The organism is Pontibacillus chungwhensis, assembly GCF_030166655.1.
In the GTDB taxonomy this organism is placed as follows: Bacteria; Bacillota; Bacilli; order Bacillales; family BH030062; genus Pontibacillus.
In genome coordinates, this window is sequence record NZ_CP126446.1 from 2,699,981 (window position 1) to 2,720,209 (window position 20,229).

General features: G+C 41.2%; 16 protein-coding genes. 3 read left to right on the top strand and 13 right to left on the bottom strand.

Annotated features, from left to right (window positions below; all coding sequences use genetic code 11):
* Positions 1-3: 3 nt before the first annotated feature.
* The 6 genes from QNI29_RS14055 to QNI29_RS14080 form a co-directional block, all read right to left on the bottom strand.
* Entirely contained in the window at positions 4-948 is a 945-nt protein-coding gene (locus QNI29_RS14055) for a thiamine pyrophosphate-dependent dehydrogenase E1 component subunit alpha (RefSeq protein WP_231417594.1), read from the bottom strand.
* A 69-nt stretch (positions 949-1,017) separates the two neighbouring features.
* Positions 1,018-2,439, bottom strand: a complete 1,422-nt coding sequence (lpdA, locus tag QNI29_RS14060; protein WP_231417131.1) for a dihydrolipoyl dehydrogenase — start codon at positions 2,437-2,439, stop codon at positions 1,018-1,020.
* Between the two features lie 14 nt (positions 2,440-2,453).
* On the bottom strand, positions 2,454-3,563 hold the full coding sequence (buk, locus tag QNI29_RS14065; protein ID WP_231417132.1) for a butyrate kinase: 1,110 nt from the start codon (positions 3,561-3,563) through the stop codon (positions 2,454-2,456).
* A gap of 16 nt (positions 3,564-3,579) precedes the next feature.
* The gene (gene bcd / locus QNI29_RS14070; RefSeq protein ID WP_231417133.1) at positions 3,580-4,674 is read right to left on the bottom strand and encodes a Leu/Phe/Val dehydrogenase; all 1,095 of its coding nucleotides are present in this window, start codon (positions 4,672-4,674) and stop codon (positions 3,580-3,582) included.
* Between the two features lie 15 nt (positions 4,675-4,689).
* On the bottom strand, positions 4,690-5,595 hold the full coding sequence (gene yqiS, locus QNI29_RS14075; protein ID WP_231417134.1) for a phosphate butyryltransferase: 906 nt from the start codon (positions 5,593-5,595) through the stop codon (positions 4,690-4,692).
* A 112-nt stretch (positions 5,596-5,707) separates the two neighbouring features.
* Positions 5,708-7,786 (bottom strand): sigma 54-interacting transcriptional regulator, encoded by a 2,079-nt coding sequence (locus QNI29_RS14080; RefSeq protein ID WP_231417135.1) that lies wholly within the window; start codon positions 7,784-7,786, stop codon positions 5,708-5,710.
* Positions 7,787-7,926: 140 nt separating this feature from the next.
* Here QNI29_RS14080 and QNI29_RS14085 point away from each other — a divergent pair, with 140 nt between their 5' ends.
* The 3 genes from QNI29_RS14085 to QNI29_RS14095 all read left to right on the top strand — a co-directional run bounded on the left by QNI29_RS14085 (position 7,927) and on the right by QNI29_RS14095 (position 11,028).
* Positions 7,927-8,160 (top strand): DUF2627 domain-containing protein, encoded by a 234-nt coding sequence (locus QNI29_RS14085; RefSeq protein ID WP_231417136.1) that lies wholly within the window; start codon positions 7,927-7,929, stop codon positions 8,158-8,160.
* A 227-nt stretch (positions 8,161-8,387) separates the two neighbouring features.
* Positions 8,388-10,301 carry a DUF294 nucleotidyltransferase-like domain-containing protein gene (locus QNI29_RS14090; RefSeq protein ID WP_231417137.1) on the top strand — a complete coding sequence of 638 codons (1,914 nt, stop codon included), beginning with the start codon at positions 8,388-8,390 and terminating at the stop codon, positions 10,299-10,301.
* A gap of 10 nt (positions 10,302-10,311) precedes the next feature.
* Positions 10,312-11,028: a 3'-5' exonuclease gene (locus QNI29_RS14095; protein WP_231417595.1), complete on the top strand. Its 717-nt coding sequence runs from the start codon at positions 10,312-10,314 to the stop codon at positions 11,026-11,028.
* Between the two features lie 80 nt (positions 11,029-11,108).
* Here QNI29_RS14095 and QNI29_RS14100 read toward each other — a convergent pair whose 3' ends face one another.
* The 7 genes from QNI29_RS14100 to QNI29_RS14130 form a co-directional block, all read right to left on the bottom strand.
* On the bottom strand, positions 11,109-12,464 hold the full coding sequence (locus QNI29_RS14100; protein ID WP_231417138.1) for an aspartate kinase: 1,356 nt from the start codon (positions 12,462-12,464) through the stop codon (positions 11,109-11,111).
* A 211-nt stretch (positions 12,465-12,675) separates the two neighbouring features.
* Positions 12,676-14,256 carry a FapA family protein gene (locus tag QNI29_RS14105; protein ID WP_231417139.1) on the bottom strand — a complete coding sequence of 527 codons (1,581 nt, stop codon included), beginning with the start codon at positions 14,254-14,256 and terminating at the stop codon, positions 12,676-12,678.
* A 184-nt stretch (positions 14,257-14,440) separates the two neighbouring features.
* Entirely contained in the window at positions 14,441-15,226 is a 786-nt protein-coding gene (gene spo0A, locus QNI29_RS14110) for a sporulation transcription factor Spo0A (RefSeq protein WP_231417140.1), read from the bottom strand.
* Between the two features lie 316 nt (positions 15,227-15,542).
* A complete protein-coding gene (spoIVB, locus tag QNI29_RS14115; protein WP_231417141.1) occupies positions 15,543-16,829 on the bottom strand; it encodes a SpoIVB peptidase in 1,287 nt (428 codons plus the stop codon).
* Positions 16,830-17,068: 239 nt separating this feature from the next.
* Complete coding sequence (recN, locus tag QNI29_RS14120) at positions 17,069-18,802, bottom strand: DNA repair protein RecN (RefSeq protein WP_231417142.1); 1,734 nt, start codon at positions 18,800-18,802, stop codon at positions 17,069-17,071.
* A 29-nt stretch (positions 18,803-18,831) separates the two neighbouring features.
* Positions 18,832-19,281: a transcriptional regulator AhrC/ArgR gene (gene ahrC, locus QNI29_RS14125; protein ID WP_231417596.1), complete on the bottom strand. Its 450-nt coding sequence runs from the start codon at positions 19,279-19,281 to the stop codon at positions 18,832-18,834.
* A 135-nt stretch (positions 19,282-19,416) separates the two neighbouring features.
* Positions 19,417-20,229: a TlyA family RNA methyltransferase gene (locus tag QNI29_RS14130; protein ID WP_231417143.1), complete on the bottom strand. Its 813-nt coding sequence runs from the start codon at positions 20,227-20,229 to the stop codon at positions 19,417-19,419.

Sequence of the window (20,229 nt, forward strand, 5' to 3'; positions counted from 1 at the left end):
TCCTTACTCGTCCTCAGCGTAAACGTATTTCAATGCGCTTTCAGCTTCAGCATATGGTGCCTGTTCTGCATAATCTGTAGCCTCATTGATAAGAGATTTCATTTCATCTTCTAATTCTTTGTCTTTCTCTTCTGTTAAAACTCCTACTTCTTGTAAGTAGGCTTTAAACGTGATCAACGCGTCTTTTTTCTTTGCTTCTTCAACTTCTTCACGCTCACGATACGTACGGTCATCGTCATCACTTGAGTGTGGCGTCAAACGATAAGATACCGTTTCGATTAGAGTCGGTCCTTCACCATTACGCGCACGATCCGCTGCGCCTTTCACAGCTTCATAGACGGCTAATGGGTCATTCCCATCCACTGTATAACCAGGCATGCCATAGCCCACAGCACGATCTGATACTTTCTCGCAAGCCAATTGCTTTTCTAACGGCACTGAAATCGCATATTTATTGTTCTCGACCATGACAATAACAGGAAGCTTATGAACGCCTGCAAAATTAAGACCTTCATGGAAATCACCTTGGTTTGATGAACCTTCACCTAAGGTAACTAAGGAAACAAAATTTTTCTTTTCCATCTTTGCGGCTAGGGCAAATCCTACTGCATGCGGGACTTGTGTTGTAACCGGTGATGAGCCTGTAATAATACGATTCTTCTTCTGTCCAAAGTGACCTGGCATTTGACGGCCACCTGAGTTCGGGTCTTCAGCTTTAGCGAAACCAGATAGCATTAAGTCTTTGGCAGTCATACCGAAGGATAAAACAACACCCATGTCCCGGTAATACGGGGCTACATAGTCCTCGTCACGATTTAGTGCATAAGAAGCTCCTACTTGTGCGGCTTCTTGCCCCTGACAAGAGATAACGAACGGAATTTTACCTGAACGGTTTAACAACCACATTCTTTCATCAATTCGACGTGCTAAGAGCATCGTTCGATACATATCTAATACTTCATCATCTGAAAGGCCTAGTTTTTGGTGACGGTTCTCAGTCACAAAAATCCCTCCTTATTATCCGTGAATTTGTTTTCCATCAACGGCTAATGCCGCTTCACCCATCACTTCCGAAAGGGTTGGATGAGGATGAATGCTATGAGCAACTTCCCAAGGAGTTGCATCTAATACTTTGGCAAGACCAGCCTCTGAAATCATATCTGTTACATGAGGGCCGATCATATGAACGCCTAAAAGGTCATCCGTTTCCTCGTCCGCTATCATTTTCACAAAACCATCTGAGTTGCCGTAAACGAGAGCTTTTCCGACTGCTTTAAACGGAAACTTACCAACCTTGACAGTATACCCTTTTTCTTTTGCTTGATCTTCTGTCAGACCTACACTTGCTGCTTCTGGATTTGAATAGATACAAGATGGCACTTGCTCCATATCCATAGGCATTGGATCTTGATCTGCCATATGTTCAACAGCTATTATGCCTTCATGAGAAGCTACATGTGCTAATTGCATTCCACCGATGACGTCTCCGATAGCGTATATATGAGATTCTTTCGTTTGATAGAATTTGTTCGTTTGAATGGCTCCGTTTTCAACAACAATGTCCGTGTTCTCAAGTCCAATGTTATTCACATTTGGAGAGCGACCTACAGACACTAGCATACGAGTAGCTGCAAAGGTCTTAGTTTCTCCTTTATGTTCAGCCTGGACCTCAATCCCTTCACCCTTCTTTAAGGTGTCGCCAAGAACTTTAGCTCCTGTCACGATCTTGACACCTTTTTTCTTCATCAGACGGGCCATTTCCTTTGAAATGTCCTTATCTTCTGTAGGGAGTATGCGATCTGTGTATTCAAGCACGGTTACTTCAACGCCAAAGTCTGCTAGCATAGAAGCCCATTCTATCCCTATAACGCCTCCACCTACAATGACGATGGATTCCGGGAGCTCTTCCATACTTAATGCTTCATCCGATGTCATGACATAGTTCTCATCCACCTCAAGGCCAGGGAGTGTGCGTGGGCTTGATCCTGTAGCTACTAAAACGTTTTTGGGGATGAGCATTTGGTTCTCATCTCCGTTGTTCATTTCTACCGAAATCGTTCCAGCAGAAGGAGAGAAGATGCTTGGCCCGAGTATACGTCCATACCCTTCATAAACATCTATTTTCCCTTTTTTCATTAACCCCTGTACTCCAGTATGTAGCGTATCAATAATGGATTGTTTACGTTCTTGTACTTTAAAGAAATTCAAGGTTGGCGTTTCTGTTTCAACACCGAAGGTATCCGCTTGCTTCGTTTGCTTAAAAACTTCTGCACTTCGGAGTAAAGCTTTCGACGGGATACACCCTTTATGAAGACATGTCCCACCTAATTTACCACTTTCAACAATAGCTGTTTTTAAGCCTAATTGAGAAGCTCGAACTGCGGCGACATAACCGCCAGTTCCTCCTCCAAGTACGACTAAATCATATTCATTCGCCAATGAACTCGCCCCTTTCACCGAATAGGGTTCGGATAGTGTTTTGGTTGCTCTTCATGACGTAAGACCCGGAGTGTCCCTTCAGTCAGAGCTTGTAATTCATTTTCACCAGGATAGATCAAACAATCAGCGATCCAATTTACTCTCTCTGTAATCATCGACACAAACGTTTTACCATAAGCAAGCCCACCTGTAAGTGCAATAGCATCAACTTTTCCACCTAAGACAGCACTCATCGAACCAATTTCTTTCGCAACCTGATAAGCCATTGCATCAAAAACAAGCCGCGCTTCATCGTCACCTGCTTCAATTCGCTTCTCTACATCACGTGCATCATTGGTTTCAAGGTAAGCCATAATCCCACCTTGGCCAACTAGCTTCTTCATAATCTCTTCTCTGTAATACTCTCCTGAGAAACAAAGGGATACAAGATCACCTGCCGGAACGGTACCAGCGCGCTCAGGCGAGAATGGACCATCTCCGTGTAATCCATTGTTCACATCAATTACTCTTCCTTTATGGTGGGCTCCAACCGTAATTCCGCCCCCCATATGAGTGACAATCATATTTAATTCCTCATAAGGACGTCCAAGTTCTGCTGCCACACGGCGAGCTACTGCTTTTTGATTTAAAGCATGGAAAATACTCTTTCTTGGAATCTCAGGTACGCCTGAAATTCTCGCTACTTCTTCCATTTCATCTACGACAACAGGGTCGACAATATAGGCAGGGATATTTAGGCTTTCAGCAATCTCATGGGCGATAATTCCACCAAGGTTTGATGCATGTTCCCCGTTATAACCCATTTTCAAATCATTCAGCATCTCATCGTTGACTTCATAAGTGCCTCCTTCGATTGGTCGAAGCAGGCCTCCTCTTCCACATATAGCATCTAATTTTGAACTACTGATGCCCTCGTGATGAAGGGCATCTAGTATAGTCTTTTTCCTGAAATCAAATTGATCAATGATGCGCGGAAATTGAGAGGTCTCTTCAGCTGTATGACGAATCGTCTCTTCGAAGATACACTGGTCATCGTTAAATACACCGATTTTAGTTGAGGTCGATCCTGGGTTGATGACAAGAATGCGATACGACTGTTGCAAGGTGTTTCCCCTCCACTCCATTAATACTTCTATCTTCTTAGCGTCTGCTTAAGATATGATGAGGATTTTGTATAAATTTGCTTTGTGTTTTGCGGCGCTTCTCAATACGCTCTTCTGCCATGCGATCAGCTGCTTTGTAGGTTGGAATGTTATCACGTCGGGCAATGTTGAATACTTCCATAACATTGTCATATAACCCTTTTACTTTCTTAAGCGCACGTTCTTGATTGTAGCCATACAGCTCGTCAGCAACGTTAATAACTCCACCAGCATTGATGACGTAATCCGGAGCATACACAATGCCCATTTCGTGAATCTGATCACCGTGACGCGCTTCTTTCAGCTGATTATTCGCCGCTCCCGCAATTACTTTAGCTTTTAATTGAGGAATCGTGTCATCATTAATTGTAGCTCCTAGTGCACATGGAGCATAAATATCACAATCTACTCCGTAAATCTCATCTGGTTCTACAGCTTTTGCACCGAAGTCCTCCACTGCGCGAGCTACAGATTCTTTATTAATATCTGTAACAATGAGTTGAGCCCCTTCTTCGTGAAGGTGTTTGCAAAGTTTATAAGAAACGTTACCGACACCTTGAACAGCTATTACTTTCCCTTCTAATGAAGGAGAACCAAAGGCTTCCATTGCAGCAGCTTGCATACCGCGGTATACACCATAAGCTGTTACTGGAGATGGATCACCAGAAGAACCAAAGGCAGGCGAGATTCCTGTAACATAGTCCGTTTCTTCATGGATTGTATCCATATCATATACAGTCGTACCTACATCCTCTGCAGTAATGTAACGGCCATTCAGTCCTTGAATATAGCGACCAAATGCACGGAACATTTCTTCATTCTTTTCGGTTTTCGGATCACCAATTATAACCGTTTTACCGCCGCCAAGGCCAAGTCCTGCTGCTGCGTTTTTGTACGTCATCCCTTTTGCTAAACGAAGAGCATCTTCAATTGCTTCTTCTTCTGACGCATATGTCCACATGCGTGTACCTCCAAGGGCAGGTCCAAGCGTTGTATCGTGAATCGCAATAATCGCTTTTAACCCTGAAGCTTCGTCTTGACAAAATAGTAATTGCTCATAATCGTATTCTTTCATATATTTAAAAATTTCCATGGTTCATTTCCCCCTCTAATTTTCCTTTGATGTTAATAGCGCAAGCGCTAATGAATATAATTTACTCTCCGCCGTATCTGAGCGCGAAGTAAGAACAATCGGCGCTTTAGCACCACTGATCACTCCAGCGACCTTTGCCCCAGCAAAGTAAACAAATGATTTATACAATGCATTGGCGACTTCAATCGCAGGAACCAGTAAGATATCTGCCTGGCCAGCCACTTCTGATTGAATTCCTTTTTGGTTCGCCGCTTCAATGGATACCGCATTATCAAACGCAAGCGGTCCATCTACTATACAACCTTTAATTTGCCCTCTTTTTTGCATTTGAGTTAAAGCTGCCGCATCAACAGTGGCAGGCATAGTAGGATTCACAACTTCCACAGCTGCGAGCGGTGCTACTTTAGGTAACTCGATCCCAAGACCATTCGCTACCTCCACAGCATTGGAAATAATCTGTGCTTTCTCTTCTAGTGTTGGCGTTATGTTCATTCCTGAATCGGTTAAGAGTACAAATCTTTCTCGATTTGGTACTTCAAAAACGGCAACGTGAGATAAAACCTTTCCTGCTCGTAAACCATAATCCTTGTTCAGGACGGCTTTTAATACAAGCTTCGTATCAATCTGACCTTTCATAACTACATCAGCGTACCCTTCTGAAACTGATTTAACCGCTTCTGTCGCTGTCAAACTTTGGTCGGATACGTGCTTCAGTTCAATCCGTTTATCCGAAAGATCTAATTCAACCGCTTCAGCTATGCGTTGAATCTCACTTTCTTCTCCCACTAGTAAAAAATTTGCAAGGTCATGTTCAATTGCATGTTTTACTGCTGTTAATACTTCCTTGTCAGCCGCCTGGGCAACGGCTACCCTCTTTTTTGATTGTTGATCGACTTTTTCGAGTATGTCCTGCAATTTCATAAAAACTCACCTTCCCATTACTCTCACATTACTACTTATGCAAAAAGCATGCCAACTTTATTGTTTTGAAAACGCTTTTTTATCCGTGATTTAACCTGCAATATATTGCGTACTATGAAAAATCTTGCATGCTAGATTTGTCAATGCCGAACTTATCAAGCTTATAATACAAATTCCGGATAGAAATACCAAGAACTTTAGCTGTTTTGGTTTTATTACCTTCACATGATCTAAAAGCGTCTTCAATGACCTTCCTCTCATATTCCTCAAGAGATGATTGCAAAGTTTGCCCTTCCCACTCCTCAGAGGGGACACTCTTTAAAGAGGGATACTTCGGATGTTCAAAGAGCTCGGGCAAATGAGACAGCTGCACCTCTTCCTCATTCATGCTCATGTAAATCATAGCTCTCCCTACGATATTCTCAAGCTCCCTTACATTCCCCGGCCAATTATAGTTCTCCAGGTAACGAAGAGCTTCCCTAGAAATCTCATTCACGTTCCGCCCATAATCCTGGTTGATCTTGTGGATTAAATGGTGGACCAAGGAAGAGATATCAACCTTTCTTTCTCTGAGCGGCGGGATAAAAATCGGCAAACGGTTCAAACGGTAAAAGAGATCTTCTCTAAAGCTTTTATCCATAATGGCCTTCTCCATCTTTACGTTTGTTGCTGCAATGACACGAACATCTATGGATACAGGCTTCGTTCCCCCAACACGTACAATTTCATTCTCTTGCAGAACCCGCAATAACTTAGCCTGCATCGGGAGGGATAATTCTCCAATTTCATCCAGAAAGATACTCCCGTGATTCGCCTCTTCAAAATACCCACGTTTACCACCACGTTTCGCTCCTGAAAAAGCCCCCTCTTCATACCCAAACAATTCACTTTCTAATATCGATTCAGCAATCGCAGCACAATTGACTCGAATAAATTTATTATGCCGACGATTACTTTCATTATGAATCGCATGAGCAAACAACTCTTTCCCTGTACCAGATTCGCCACGAAGCAGAACCGTAGCAGGTGTTTTTGCCCCAACTTTCGCCTGCTCTAAAGCAAGCGTCATCTCAGGAGAATCACCAATGATGTCATCAAAGGTATATTTCGCCTCAAGACTTCGTATAATTTGTCTGGCCTTCCTCAGCTCAGTCGTCAGGGATTGAATTTCAGAAACGTCATGCAAAACCCCAACGCTTCCTTTCAGCTTTCCATCAACAATAACCGGAGCCACATTAACAAGCACTTCCTTATTAGCAGGACCCACGCTCATCCGCACACCTCGCACCGCTCGTCTCGTCTGTAGAACGCGCATGTGCATGCTCTCACCCTCTGAGATATCAGCCGTCGCAGGCTTTCCGACGATCTCCTTTTCTGTGAGTCCTGTAATACGTGTATAAGCAGGATTAATCATGATCCCCATTCCATTTTCATCCACCACAGAGATTGCTTCTTCCGATGACTGGATAATCGCTTCTAGCATGGTTTTCACTTCTTTTAGATCCGTGACCTCCTCTGCTAGGTCCACAACTTCCGTTATATCATTGAAAACCGCAAAAGCTCCTAACACTTCTTGATTAGAACCTATAATAGGAATCCTCGTCGTAATAATCTTTCGGCCATTTTCAAGTTCAAGCTTTTGATTCACTTCTTTACGCCTTACTCTCAGAATGTGAGACAACCTCGACGTAGGAATAATTTCTTGAATCGGTTTATTCACCGCTTCTTTCCTCGTCGTACCTAGAATGCGTTCTGCACTTCTATTCATAAACGTGACGGTTTCCGTACGATCAATCACGATCATGCCATCATGTATGGCACTTAAAATAAGCTCTTGCTTTTGAGTCTGCTGCTTGAGCTCAGACAACAACTCATTCTTTTCTTCTAGCAACTCGGATGTTATGTAAGCCACAGACCCAGGAATAACAACCGTTTTCTTCGACCTCGCCTGAAGCAACTCCTCAAACACAACTTCACTTCCGGTCGCCTCAATAACAATATCAATATCCTCGTTAATATAATCCTTCCAGTCTGTACCCGTCGGGATCTTCTTCTCTTCGGCTAATCGCATCCCCGGAGCTGACGCTTCTGTATCCACAACCGCGACAATCTCCATCATTTCCGTTCCACTTAAGAGGGTTAAAAGGGCCGTCCCACCTTTACCTGCCCCTACTACCAACACTCTTTTCATACGCATCAACACCTTGCAATTATTTGCATACTTTCATATTAGGTGAATGTGCACATTTTAGCAAGCGTGACGAGGCTAGGAAGAGTCGCCACTCTCTGATATACTACAATGGGAAAGAACGAAAAGGGGAGAACACACTAATGGCACGGTTTACGGCAATGTTGATCTTATTCATCCCTGGTGCATTAGCTGTATTAGGGTTCAAGCTAATGCGTGACAGCTTATTTGGGATTGTGCACCCTCTTTTACTACAAGTTTGGGTACAATTCGCATTCGGACTAATCGCGTTCCTAGGGGGCCTTGCATTTATAGGTGGCTTTATCCTTTACCGGGACAAGAAGTTAGGAAAGACACAAGGACGATTCAAAAAATAAAGGATGTCCACCATAAAAACCGCCTGGCAAAAGGGCGGTTTTTTTCTTGCATCGTTCCCCTCTAAAAAAAGACGAACAGACCAGAAGGATGTACCTATTCTACATGCTCCATTTAGCCATTGCAATAAAATGATGTTAACTTTCTTAACACAACGCGTTACATTCTACAAGATGTATACAATTTGGTATACTCAAATAAGTGAATTTAAATACAAGGAGGGCGAATATTGGAGAAATATGTAGAAGTTTTTAAACAGCAGTATCCATTTACCATGCTCACCGAAGCACAATACGAGCGGGTTTTTACTGGAGCTACTGTAAATTCATATAAAAAGAACCAATTCATCTTTCATGAAGATGAAAAAGAAGAAGAAAGCGATATTTACTTCGTACTGAATGGATTAGCTAAGAACATTCTTCATAGATCAAATGGAAAGCAACTTTCCATACGATATTATTATCCCGGGGACCTTGTTGGGATCATGATGATGCTTACAAGCGGGGAAATGAAATTTAGTGTCCAGGCCATTGAAGAAACAAAAGCTATTCGATTCAAGAGGGAACGATTCGTAGAAATTATGTCTGAGAATCAAGCCTTTTCAAATATCGTACTAGAAGGTATAAGCAATCTAATGAAAAGCTTGTATCACGAGGTAAAATACAAGACGAGTGAACTGGACGATTCAAGCTATGATCGCGATTTGTTTAAACAACGGGCTGTATCGTACTCAGAGACCCCAACCGTCATCCATCGAAACGCTTCCGTGGCAGAAGCCGTTAAAATGATGAAAGATGAAAAAGCAGGCGGATTAATCGTTTGCGGAGATGAGCAGGAACTAATTGGTGTTTTTAACTATCAGGATTTAATTCTTGCTTATTTACAAGAAGACTTTGATGGTCGAATAGAAGACTATTTAAATGAAGATCCTTATGCCGTTAATGACCAGGACTTCATTTATGATGCATTGTCTTATTTAAAACATAATCCAGCAGCGATTATTCCAGTTCTTCATCGCCAGCAGGTTGTTGGTCTTTTACGACAAACCTCTTTCTTAAAAATGCAGAATTCTATTTATTTTGATTTGCGTTATCAAATTGGAAAAGCCAAGTCATTAGAGGAACTAACGAGTTTATCCCCTCGCTACAATCGAGCTTTTCAGCAATTCGTTTCCCAATTATTGGACGACAACATGTTTGCTTACGACATTTGCGAGTTAATCTCAAGCTACAATGACGAGTTGCATAAACAAATATTACACCTCGCAGAAGAAGATATGGTTGAAGAAGGCTATGGCACACCTCCGATCAACTACTGTTTCATTGTTATGGGAAGCGAGGGAAGAAAAGAGCAGGCATTCAGCACAGACCAAGATAACGGGATGATCCTTGACGATTATGAACACCTTGAAAATAAAGACGAAATTGAAACATTCTTTAAGATTTTCTCTGAAAAAGTGAATTACATGTTAGAAACCTGCGGATTCCCACTTTGTTCCGGAGGCATCATGGCTAAAGAAAAGAAATGGCGCAAATCGTTAAATGAATGGCATACTTCCATTCAAGAATGGCTTGAGAAGATGGACGCTGAGGAAATCAGAGACTTTACGATCTTTATGGATTTCAGACCCATTGTTGGTGATTTCTCTTTGGCGTATGATTTAAGAGAATTTGTCACGAAGAAAATCCAGCGATCCTTGACCCTTCAGCAGCTTCTTATGAAGGATACGCTTCGTTTCCGCGTACCTATTCAACCATTTGGCCGCATACACGGGACAGGTCGTTCCAAAGTATTGAATTTAAAAAAGGGCGCTATTATGCAAATTGTGAATGCTGTTCGGATTTATACAGTGAAATACGGTATTGATGATGTAAATACGATAAAGCGTTTAGAAACACTACGAAAATACGAGCGCTTCCACCCAAGAGATACTGAAAATGCCAAGCTCGCTCTTCACCGTTTGTTGAGCTTCCGGTTAAAGCGAAACTTACAACAAATTCAGTTACAAGAAACGTTAAATAATGATATAAGCGTTATGTCTTTAACGAAAGAGGAAAAGAAAACGTTACGGGAATCTCTTCTGATTGCCAAACGCTTACAACAAGTTCTTGAGCTAAGTTACAACCGAAATCGGGTGGTATAACGTGCTACCAATGGACCTTGAGATCTTGAAATATATTCTTTTTGAGAAACATATGTATGCTTATAAGTTACGCCCGTATTTAAACACACAGAAATATCAAGAACTGTACGAAAAGCTCTTGAACCGAGAGCACAATGAAGAGTTGCTTAAGAAACCGATTCAAGAAGCTCCTTTTACGATTTTCGACCTAGAAACGACAGGATTATTACCTGAACTAGGCCATGAAATCATATCGATTGGGGCCATTCGAATCCAAGGCACGAATCATGTTTCTTACGAACGTTTCCATGAATATGTCCGCCCCATACGTCCGGTTCACCAACGAACACTAAACTTGACAGGCATGACTCGGCACGACCTTCGCGGGGGCAAAACATTCATAGAAGCCTATGATGCATTCATGGAGTTTAGTAAAGACAGCATTCTTGTGGCTTACCCTGCTGCCTTTGATATGAAGTTCTTGCAAACCATGCTCAAACGATGGAAACTTCCAATCGACACACCTCCTTCCATTGATGCTCAAAAACTTGTGAAGAACATGTACCCGCGTCATAAGCATCAACTTGATTCAATGATCAACTCGTTTGGCATTACTCAGTTAGAAAGACACCATGCATTAAACGATGCGATTATGACTGCTGAACTGTTTCAAAGAATACTGCATGATATAGAAGAATTCGGTATAAAAACAGTAGAAGAAGGCATGAATTGGGCCGAAGGGAAATAGAACACTCTCTACTACAAAAAAGAATGACAAACAAAAAGAGCTTGGGACCCCCAAGCTCTTTTCAATTTGTAGCTATTATCTTATTCTTCTTCAAAGAAAGCCTGATAAAGAGAGCGCACAGCATCTTCGAGGCGATCTGCTTTAATTCCAAACATCATAGAAACCTCAGAAGAACCCTGGTTAATCATCTCAATATTAACAGACGCAGAAGCAAAAGCTTGCGCCGCTTTACTTGAAACACCAATCGTACTATCCATTCCCTCTCCAACAATCATTATCATAGCCAGATCCCGTTCAATCGTGACCATATCAACTCTAAGCTCTTCTTCAATTCGTTTAACGATGACCGCTTCTTTCTCAGGAGTTAACTGATCACTTCGCATAATCACAGACATATCATCTATTCCAGATGGTGCATGCTCAAAAGAAATATCCTCTTCTTCTAAAATTTCTAATAAGTGCCGTCCAAATCCTTTTTCACGGTTCATTAAGTATTTACTTACATACAAACTTAAAAAGCCTTCGTCACTAGCAATACCTACTACAGGCTTACCGTTTGTACTCGTACGCTCAGCAGAAATGATCGTTCCTTTACGATCAGGGTGATTGGTATTCTTTATACTTACTGGAATACGGGCCTTGAAAGCAGGAATCAGCGCTTCATCATGAAACACAGAAAATCCAGCATAAGAAAGTTCACGCATTTCTTTATACGTTAGCTCTACAATTTCTTTTGGATTCGGTACGATATTCGGATTAACACAATATACAGAATCTACATCTGTAAAGTTCTCATACAGCGAAGCTTGAATGCCTGCAGCTACAATGGAACCTGTTATATCAGAGCCTCCCCGAGGAAATGCCATTAACTGATCATCAATGGTATATCCAAAAAATCCAGGGATAACTAAAATTTCATCACGTTTACGGAGTTCATAAAGTCGCTCATAACTCTCTTCAAGAACCTGAGCACGACCTGGTTCATTGCTCACAATAATACCTGCTTCTTTCGGATGAACATAAGATGCTTTATGCCCGAGAGATGTTAAGTACTGACTTAGCACTTTAGCTAACGTATCCTCACCCGCTGCTTTTAAAGCATCCATTCGGTGTGTATAAATGGTTTCACCCGTTACGATGGAACGAAGTTGGTCCTCCACTTGCCCTAGCACTTCTTTCGATAATGAAAGTTCAGCCAAGATTTCATCGAAGCGATCTAACACTAACGATAAAACCGTTTCATAATCTTCTCCGTTATAACTTCTCTCTGCTAACTGTATAAGAAGATCTGTCACTTTCGTGTCACCTGAATGGCGTTTCCCTGGAGCCGAAACCACAACACATTTTCTTTGTGGGTCTGATGTAATAATAGATGCTACTTTTTTTAACTGTTCTGCACTGGCTACAGAACTACCTCCGAATTTTGCCACTTTCATTTTGCTTCACCACTTCTTCTAGGTTTTAGCTCTAAGAACACTCTCGCTTAAAGGAATGAATTCACCTGTATGATAACCAGATAGGTGTACAGAGCATATTTTTTATATAATTTTTAATCTTATCACGAATTAAAAGAAGAAGTAAGATGATTTTTAGAATTTTTTTAATTCATTAATACGGTATTGCGATAAAGCGGTAAAGACTGGTAAATTACTCATTCTCCCCTTCGTAATGTAGGTCTTTCCCCTCTGCATAAAAGGTTCCTTTCACCATTCGATCTACTTTCTTAGCCATCTGTTTAATCTCCACAAAAGTCTCCGGAAATGCTTCTGTAGCAATGGAGAGCTGGCCTTCTCCCCTAGTCGTTAGAAGAGCCATTGTAGCTTGACGTTTACTCTCTAATTCATTTCCTCTTTCTAATAAGCGCTCATAATACTTATACGTTTCCTGGTATTGGCTAAGTTGTTGCTCAGTTAAACGACCTTTAATTCCTTCTAAGGTCGAGACTTCTTTCTTTACTTGATCAATTGTCGTAAGGAGAGACTTATACTTTGCTAACAAATCTTTAAGCTCAGCTTCCCTTTCCTCACGGTTAAAGCCTGCTATAGAAATGTGAGTAGACCGCTCCATTTTGTTCCCAATAATCCCTGCCTGCACACGAGCCAACGCTTCTACCCTTCCCCCAACAATTTTCCCTTTCGGATCATCGAGCAGAACGTTCTCAGATTGCAGGAGACTTCCAATGGAATAATATCCAACACGTATATCTCTTTTTGCTTTTAAACTTGATTCATTGGCATGTCTGACATAGATATTGCCGCCTGCTTCTACAGTGGTATTCGCAAAAATACCACCTTTGATGTAGATATCTCCAGTCTCCGCACAAACAAGCGGAACATTATATAAACCGATATCCCCTAAGACAGCAACATCTTTCGTAGCTATAACTTTATATCCTTCTTGAATGGTACCTTGAACCGTAACACTTCCATCAAATTCAATATGACCTGTGCCAGGCCCTACATCCCCTGGGATCATTAAGTGATTGGACACGTGAATTTTACCGTTGACCCGTTCAACTACCCCTGCACATTTAGCGCGTAACACATGCTTATTCTCTTCTTGAACAAGCTCCACCGTCTCTTCATCATATAAGAGAGGGAATTCTTTACCACTCGTTTGAAGGATTACATCACCATAAAGGTTCTTCCCAGGAGTGCCGATCGTTGCCGATAGCTTCTCTCCTAACCAGTCTCCACTTTTCACTTCATTCACAAAATTCATATCGTAAAAGTCTGCTTCTCCATTCGATTTAATCGTAGGCTTTCTAGAAGCCAATTCGACGTAGGATACAACAGAGTCTTCTCCATCTCTAGGCTCAATCCCCCTTGCTACAACGGCTGTCTTATCATAGAACGATGAATAGATGGCAGGTAAATCAGGTGATTCAACTACGCCAGCTTTTCGTAGCGCTACTATCGCTTCTTGTCCCCATTTACTTGCATTCTCTTTCCATTCTTGCTCAGTCACATTCCACACAAGGGTTGCTTTCATTTTTGAACGATCGGTCTTTACAATCACCGCAGGTTTGATGACCCCGATTTCCGCTCGTCCACCTTCTTGTTCAAGCGCCTCTTTTGCTTGTTGAAATTTCGTGATTTGAACCCGTGGATGATCAGTTAACATCCATTCTAAATCCTTAAACGTTCCGCCTTTTTGCAACACACGCAAGTAAACGGTTTCATTTTCTTCTTCTATTTGTATATAATCACTCGGTGTATGTACCGCCATATAAGGACCCATCCTTTTAAACATATAGGTTTACTATACCACAAAAATACCTTGAATTGGATATACTTTTTGTAAAATTAAAACATTTTATTACATTATTTATAAACAAAAAACGCCCTTCTCATTAAGGAGAAGAGACGTTTCATTCAAGTTTTATATTAAAATTGTAATAAGGTCTTTCGTACTACACTGCCATGTGCTCTAAGCGTAATTTATCAGCCACCATCGCAATGAACTCACTGTTCGTAGGTTTCGCTTTCGTCATGGAAACCGTGTAACCGAATAAGGAGGAAATGGAATCGATGTTACCGCGGCTCCACGCCACCTCAATGGCATGACGGATCGCACGCTCGACACGAGATGCTGTCGTATTGTATTTCTTTGCAATATCCGGATAAAGAACTTTCGTGATGGAACCGAGCAACTCAATGTCATTATACACCATTGAAATGGCTTCACGAAGATACATATATCCTTTGATATGAGCAGGAACACCAATTTCATGAATGATATTCGTAATACTTGCATCAAGATTCAGCTTTTTCTCTGGTTTTCGCTCACGCATTGAACGACTAGAGCTTTCAAAGTTTGGTGCAAGCCCATATACCTGACGAATATGATCACGTAAATTATCTAGATCAAACGGTTTTAAAATAAAGTAAGAAGCACCTAAGTCAACAGCTTTTTTCGTTGTCTCTTCCTGACCAAATGCAGTAAGCATAATAACGTTCGGAAGTTTCTGCTTATCTAATTCCTTCATACGACGTAAGACCGCTAAACCGTCAACATGAGGCATAATAATATCTAAAATAAGAACATCCGGATCCATATCCTCTAACATTTCTAAACATTCTTGGCCATTATATGCTGTACCAATGACCTCAATATCTGTCTGTTCGTCAAAGTAATCTTCCAGCATATTTAAGAGTTCTCTGTTGTCATCCGCTAAGCAAACTTTAATTTTTTCCACGAAATTTCCTCCTTAAATTCTATTGCTCCCGCTTTTCCCACAGTTAAATTTCGACACCAGCTGGAAATATCCTCTTTTTTGAGTAAAAATATTATGTTTTTTTCGATTTCCTTCGATTTTCTTTAATATTCTCGCTTTTTCGATAAAATTCCACATCATTAGCAAAGTCGTTTCCATTTGTCGAATTATCTTTACATCTTATTATAACATCGTTCCTAAAAATGGCAATGAAGATAGATATATGAAAAACGTATACTTTTGCGAATTTATGGATAAATACAATAAAAAAAAGACAGGATCAAATGATTCCCTGTCTTTAACTTGCTTTTTGCTGTGATTTCGATTTATAAATATCAATACCTGCTTCGTGAAGCATCCATTCAATGTGAACCCCATAACCTGATGTAGGATCGTTGACAAATACATGAGTAACCGCGCCTACGACTTTTCCATCTTGGATAATTGGGCTTCCACTCATTCCTTGAACAATACCGCCTGTCACCTTCAACAATTTAGGATCCGTTATTTTGACAATCATCCCTTTAGTTGCAGGAAACTTTTGTGGAACGGTGCTTACAATTTCCACGTCAAATTCTTCAACTTTCTCCCCTTCTAAGACGGTTAAAATCTTAGCAGGGCCTTCTTTAACCTGATGAGACAGAGCGATTGGCATCGGCTCATCGCGTAAACCATTGTCTACTTGCTTATCTAATTCGCCAAAAATCCCAAACGGACTGTTTCGTGTTATAGACCCAATTCTGTTCTCTTTAGCTGAGAACCGGGCATGTTTCTCTCCTGGTACGCCATTGCTTCCTTTATCAATTGACGTAACATTCGATCGTACGATGGTTCCTTCATGAATTTCAATTGGCTTTCTCGTATCCATGTCTGATATCACATGGCCAAGAGCGCCATATTTCTTAGAATCTGGATGGTAAAACGTCATCGTCCCTATTCCTGCAGCTGAATCCCTTATATACAAACCTATACGGTATTTAGAATCTTTTTGATCATATTTAGGTGTCAAATCAGTCTCGAACGTCTCATCATTGCGTTTCATCGTTAACTTCATTGCCTCTTGATTTTCGCCAGCTTTCTTCACGAATGGCGCTACATCACTCATTTGCTTAATGTCTTTTCCATTAATTTTGAGTAAGATGTCTCCTACCTTGATCTTCGCGTCCTCTCCAGGAGAAACTTTACCTGACGATGTTTCAACAAGGTGATGACCCACAATTAAAACTCCAAGTGTGTGTAATTTCACACCAATTGATTGACCACCTGGTATCACCTTAAAATCATCCAACACATTTACATCTACCTTTTTAATCGGTAGTCCGGCCACCTCATAAAGGACAGAACTGTCACCAACTTCGTTCCCTATAAGCGCGTTACCATCTTGTCTGAGAACAGTGTCGCCTGCTTTTACTTTTGTTTCAGCAGAAGCTAATGTAGGAATGGTTCCTGAGTGTTGATTCTTAAAGATGGTTACCTGATCTGGGATCGAAAAATACGTTTGAGCAGGTTTGAAAAACGGTACGCTAACAATAGCGACAAGGAGCAGGATTCCAAGTGTCTTACGGAAAATTTCGGTTGCTTTCAAATCGTTCACTCTCCTTGCTCCCAACCCATTGCTTCTTCATTTTATTTTTATTTCTGTACTTATAATGTGGCCTTCAAGGCTTCGTTTTAAACCCTACAAACATGAGAAAAACAAGTGATTCTTTCCTCTATTTCATATCAAAATTACGTATAGAATTCGTTCATTCCTCTCTTATTTACCGTGACCAGATTTACTCATATTATTCATGATAAAAAAGAAAAACTGCCGGATCGGCAGTTTTACACATGTTGCTTCTTGAATTTTTCAGCGAGATCAAGCAATTCTGTAGCGTGATCTTTTGTGGTTTCAGTCATCTCAGCACCACTGATCATGCGGCTCAATTCTTCTACTTTATTTGAAACATCTAATTCCTCTACGATGGTTTTAGTACGATCATTTTCCACTTCTTTACGAATGTACAAATGTGTATCCGCCATCGCTGCCACTTGAGGTAAATGAGAAATACAGAGCACTTGAGATGAAGAAGAAATACCGTGTATTTTCTCAGCTATTGCCTGAGCGACACGTCCACTCACTCCAGTGTCTACCTCATCAAAGATCACACTCGTGACACCCTGGTGTTTTGAGAAAATCCGTTTTAATGCAAGCATAATACGAGATAATTCACCGCCACTTGCCACTTTATGGATATCTTTTAATGGTTCCCCAGGATTTGTGGTAATCATAAACTTCACCAAATCATAACCATTCTGCCCAATTTTCACAGGTTTACCGTCGATTACCGGGTCCTGTGCTGAACCTTCAGAACTCGAGAAATCCACACCGAAAGCCGCCTTCTCTAAATGAAGGTCTTTTAATTCTTCTTGAATGGCATCCGTTAATGCGGAAGCTGCCTGTTCGCGAACTTCATGAAGCTGTTTTGCTTCTAGTGCGATATCTTCTGCTTTTTCTTGAATGGATTGTTCTAATTTAGATACATGGGTGTCCTTATTTTTGATCTGATCAATCTCTTCTTCCACTGTTGCTGCATACTCTAACATGTCGTTTACACTTTGACCGTATTTTTTCTTTAAGCGATTGATTTCATTCAATCTTGATTCAATGGAATCGAGCTCTTCTTCACTAAACTCTAACCCATCAAGTTGATTCCGAACCCCATGAGCCAACTCTTCTACCATGTAGTAATGATTTGCTAACTCTTCTGCTTTCTTCGCAATTTCATCATCATAAGCCCTAGCGTTCTCAAGAGAGGACAATGCAAGGGATAACCAATCCAAAGCTTTCTGTTCACCATACAGGGCGTTATATCCATCATTAAGCCCTTTATAAATTTTTTCGTGATTCATTAAACGGTTGCGTTGTTCTCCGAGTTCATCATCTTCTCCAGGCTTTAAATTAGCCTGATCTAATTCATTGTATTGGAATTCTAACAAATCAAGACGTTGTGCCATTTCTTGTTCGTTCTCACTTAATTCTTTATATCGTTTTTTTAAAGCGTCGAACTCCTTGTATAACTCCAAATAGTCTAATTTTGCTTGTCCAATTTGTTCCCGGTCGAATAAGTCCAATAATTCTATATGTCGATCCACATCCATTAAGGATTGCGTCTCGTGCTGGGTATGTATATCAATTAGAGTCTGGCCAAATTCCCGCAAGATTGCAAGCGTTACAAGCTTTCCGTTGACGCGACAAATACTCTTCCCATTGGCACTAATGGTACGATTTAGTACAAGCATTCCATCTTCTGCGATATCTACACCGAATAATTCAGCTTTACTATAGGCCTGATGGCGATCATGATCAAGAAAGAATAAGCCTTCAATTTCAGCTTTCTTCGTCCCATAGCGAACAAATTCAGCAGAACCTCGACCTCCTGTAAGCAGTTGAATAGCATCAATGATAATGGACTTCCCTGCACCTGTCTCTCCAGTCAGCACGGTTAAGCCTTCTCTAAATTGAATGGAAACTTCATCGATTATAGCAAAATCTTTTATGGATAATTCAGCTAACACAAGCTAGCACCTCAACTTTTCCAAAATGATTAAAGCATATCAAGAAAACGATCTCGAATTTGTTTAGAGTCCTCCTCTGTGCGGCAGATAATTAAACACGTGTCATCTCCGCAAATCGTCCCTAGGATTTCATCCCACTCCAGGTTGTCAACGAGCGCGCCAACGGCATTCGCATTCCCTGGCAAGGTTTTCATTACTATAAAATGCCCAGCGGTATCAATTCGAACAAATGCATCTATCATTAGCCTTTTTAACTTCTCAAGCGGATTAAACCGCTGATCCGCCGGAAGGCTGTATTTATATCGACCATCCACCATTGGGACTTTTACTAAATGCAGTTCTTTAATATCCCGCGATACAGTAGCCTGAGTCACATTGTAACCAAGGCTTTTCAAACGATCGACCAGGTCATCTTGGGTTTCAATGTCTTTCTCAGCAATTAATTCCCTGATCTTAATATGTCGTTGCCCCTTATTCATCATATCTCCCTCTCTTCTTTCCCGATTCAGGGAAGGATCAATCCATTCGATCAGTCACGATGCGGTGAACATCTCATAAACGTTCAAAATGGGACCACACAACGTAGCCCCATTTGATGATAATCTATTCACAAATTAATGGGCGTTGTGGGCTTCACGCACGATCTGTTCCACATCGACACTAGGGCGAATCATACCCTTTGCTTCACCCATCCAACGTAAATGAGCTAAGAACTCGATATTTCCATCCCCACCGGTAATAGGGGAATAAGTCACCTCTTCTACGACATATCCTGTCTTAGAAGAAAATTCTAACATATCGAAGAGCACCATTTTATGAACCTTGGGATCACGGACAATCCCCTTCTTTCCAACTTGTTCACGCCCTGCCTCGAATTGCGGCTTAATGAGTGCAACCACATCGCCACCTTCTTCTAGCAGCGTCCCAAGCACAGGTAAAATCAATTTAAGTGAAATGAAGGAGACATCAATGGATGCTACATTTGGCGCGCCTTCTGTAAGGTCCTCAGAGGTTACATAACGGAAGTTAGTACGCTCCATGACCGTGACCCGCTCATCGTTGCGCAAAGACCAAGCTAACTGATTATACCCTACATCAATCGCATAACTTTGCTTGGCCCCATTTTGTAAAGCACAATCCGTAAAACCACCTGTGGAAGAACCAATGTCAATTAAAATTTTATCCTGAACGGTAAGGTCGAAATCCTGCAGAGCCTTTTCTAACTTAAGGCCTCCCCTACTCACGTACGGAATAGCTTTCCCTTTTACATGGAGAGGGATAGATTCATCCACTTTAACTCCAGGCTTATCTAATTTTATGGTTTCTGAGAAGACTAAACCAGCCATTATTGTTCGTTTTGCTTTCTCTCGTGTCTCGATTAGTCCTCGTTCCACAAGAAGTGTATCAAGTCTTACTTTTTTCGTCAT

Coding starts and splice junctions, on each gene's coding strand:
- QNI29_RS14055 (WP_231417594.1), bottom strand. CDS start 948: ATGTATCGAACGATGCTCTTAGCACGTCGAATTGATGAAAGAATGTGG.
- buk (WP_231417132.1), bottom strand. CDS start 3,563: ATGGAGTGGAGGGGAAACACCTTGCAACAGTCGTATCGCATTCTTGTC.
- bcd (WP_231417133.1), bottom strand. CDS start 4,674: ATGGAAATTTTTAAATATATGAAAGAATACGATTATGAGCAATTACTA.
- yqiS (WP_231417134.1), bottom strand. CDS start 5,595: ATGAAATTGCAGGACATACTCGAAAAAGTCGATCAACAATCAAAAAAG.
- QNI29_RS14080 (WP_231417135.1), bottom strand. CDS start 7,786: ATGAAAAGAGTGTTGGTAGTAGGGGCAGGTAAAGGTGGGACGGCCCTT.
- QNI29_RS14085 (WP_231417136.1), top strand. CDS start 7,927: ATGGCACGGTTTACGGCAATGTTGATCTTATTCATCCCTGGTGCATTA.
- QNI29_RS14095 (WP_231417595.1), top strand. CDS start 10,312: ATGGACCTTGAGATCTTGAAATATATTCTTTTTGAGAAACATATGTAT.
- QNI29_RS14100 (WP_231417138.1), bottom strand. CDS start 12,464: ATGAAAGTGGCAAAATTCGGAGGTAGTTCTGTAGCCAGTGCAGAACAG.
- QNI29_RS14105 (WP_231417139.1), bottom strand. CDS start 14,256: ATGGCGGTACATACACCGAGTGATTATATACAAATAGAAGAAGAAAAT.
- ahrC (WP_231417596.1), bottom strand. CDS start 19,281: ATGAATAAGGGGCAACGACATATTAAGATCAGGGAATTAATTGCTGAG.
- QNI29_RS14130 (WP_231417143.1), bottom strand. CDS start 20,229: ATGACGAAAAAAGTAAGACTTGATACACTTCTTGTGGAACGAGGACTA.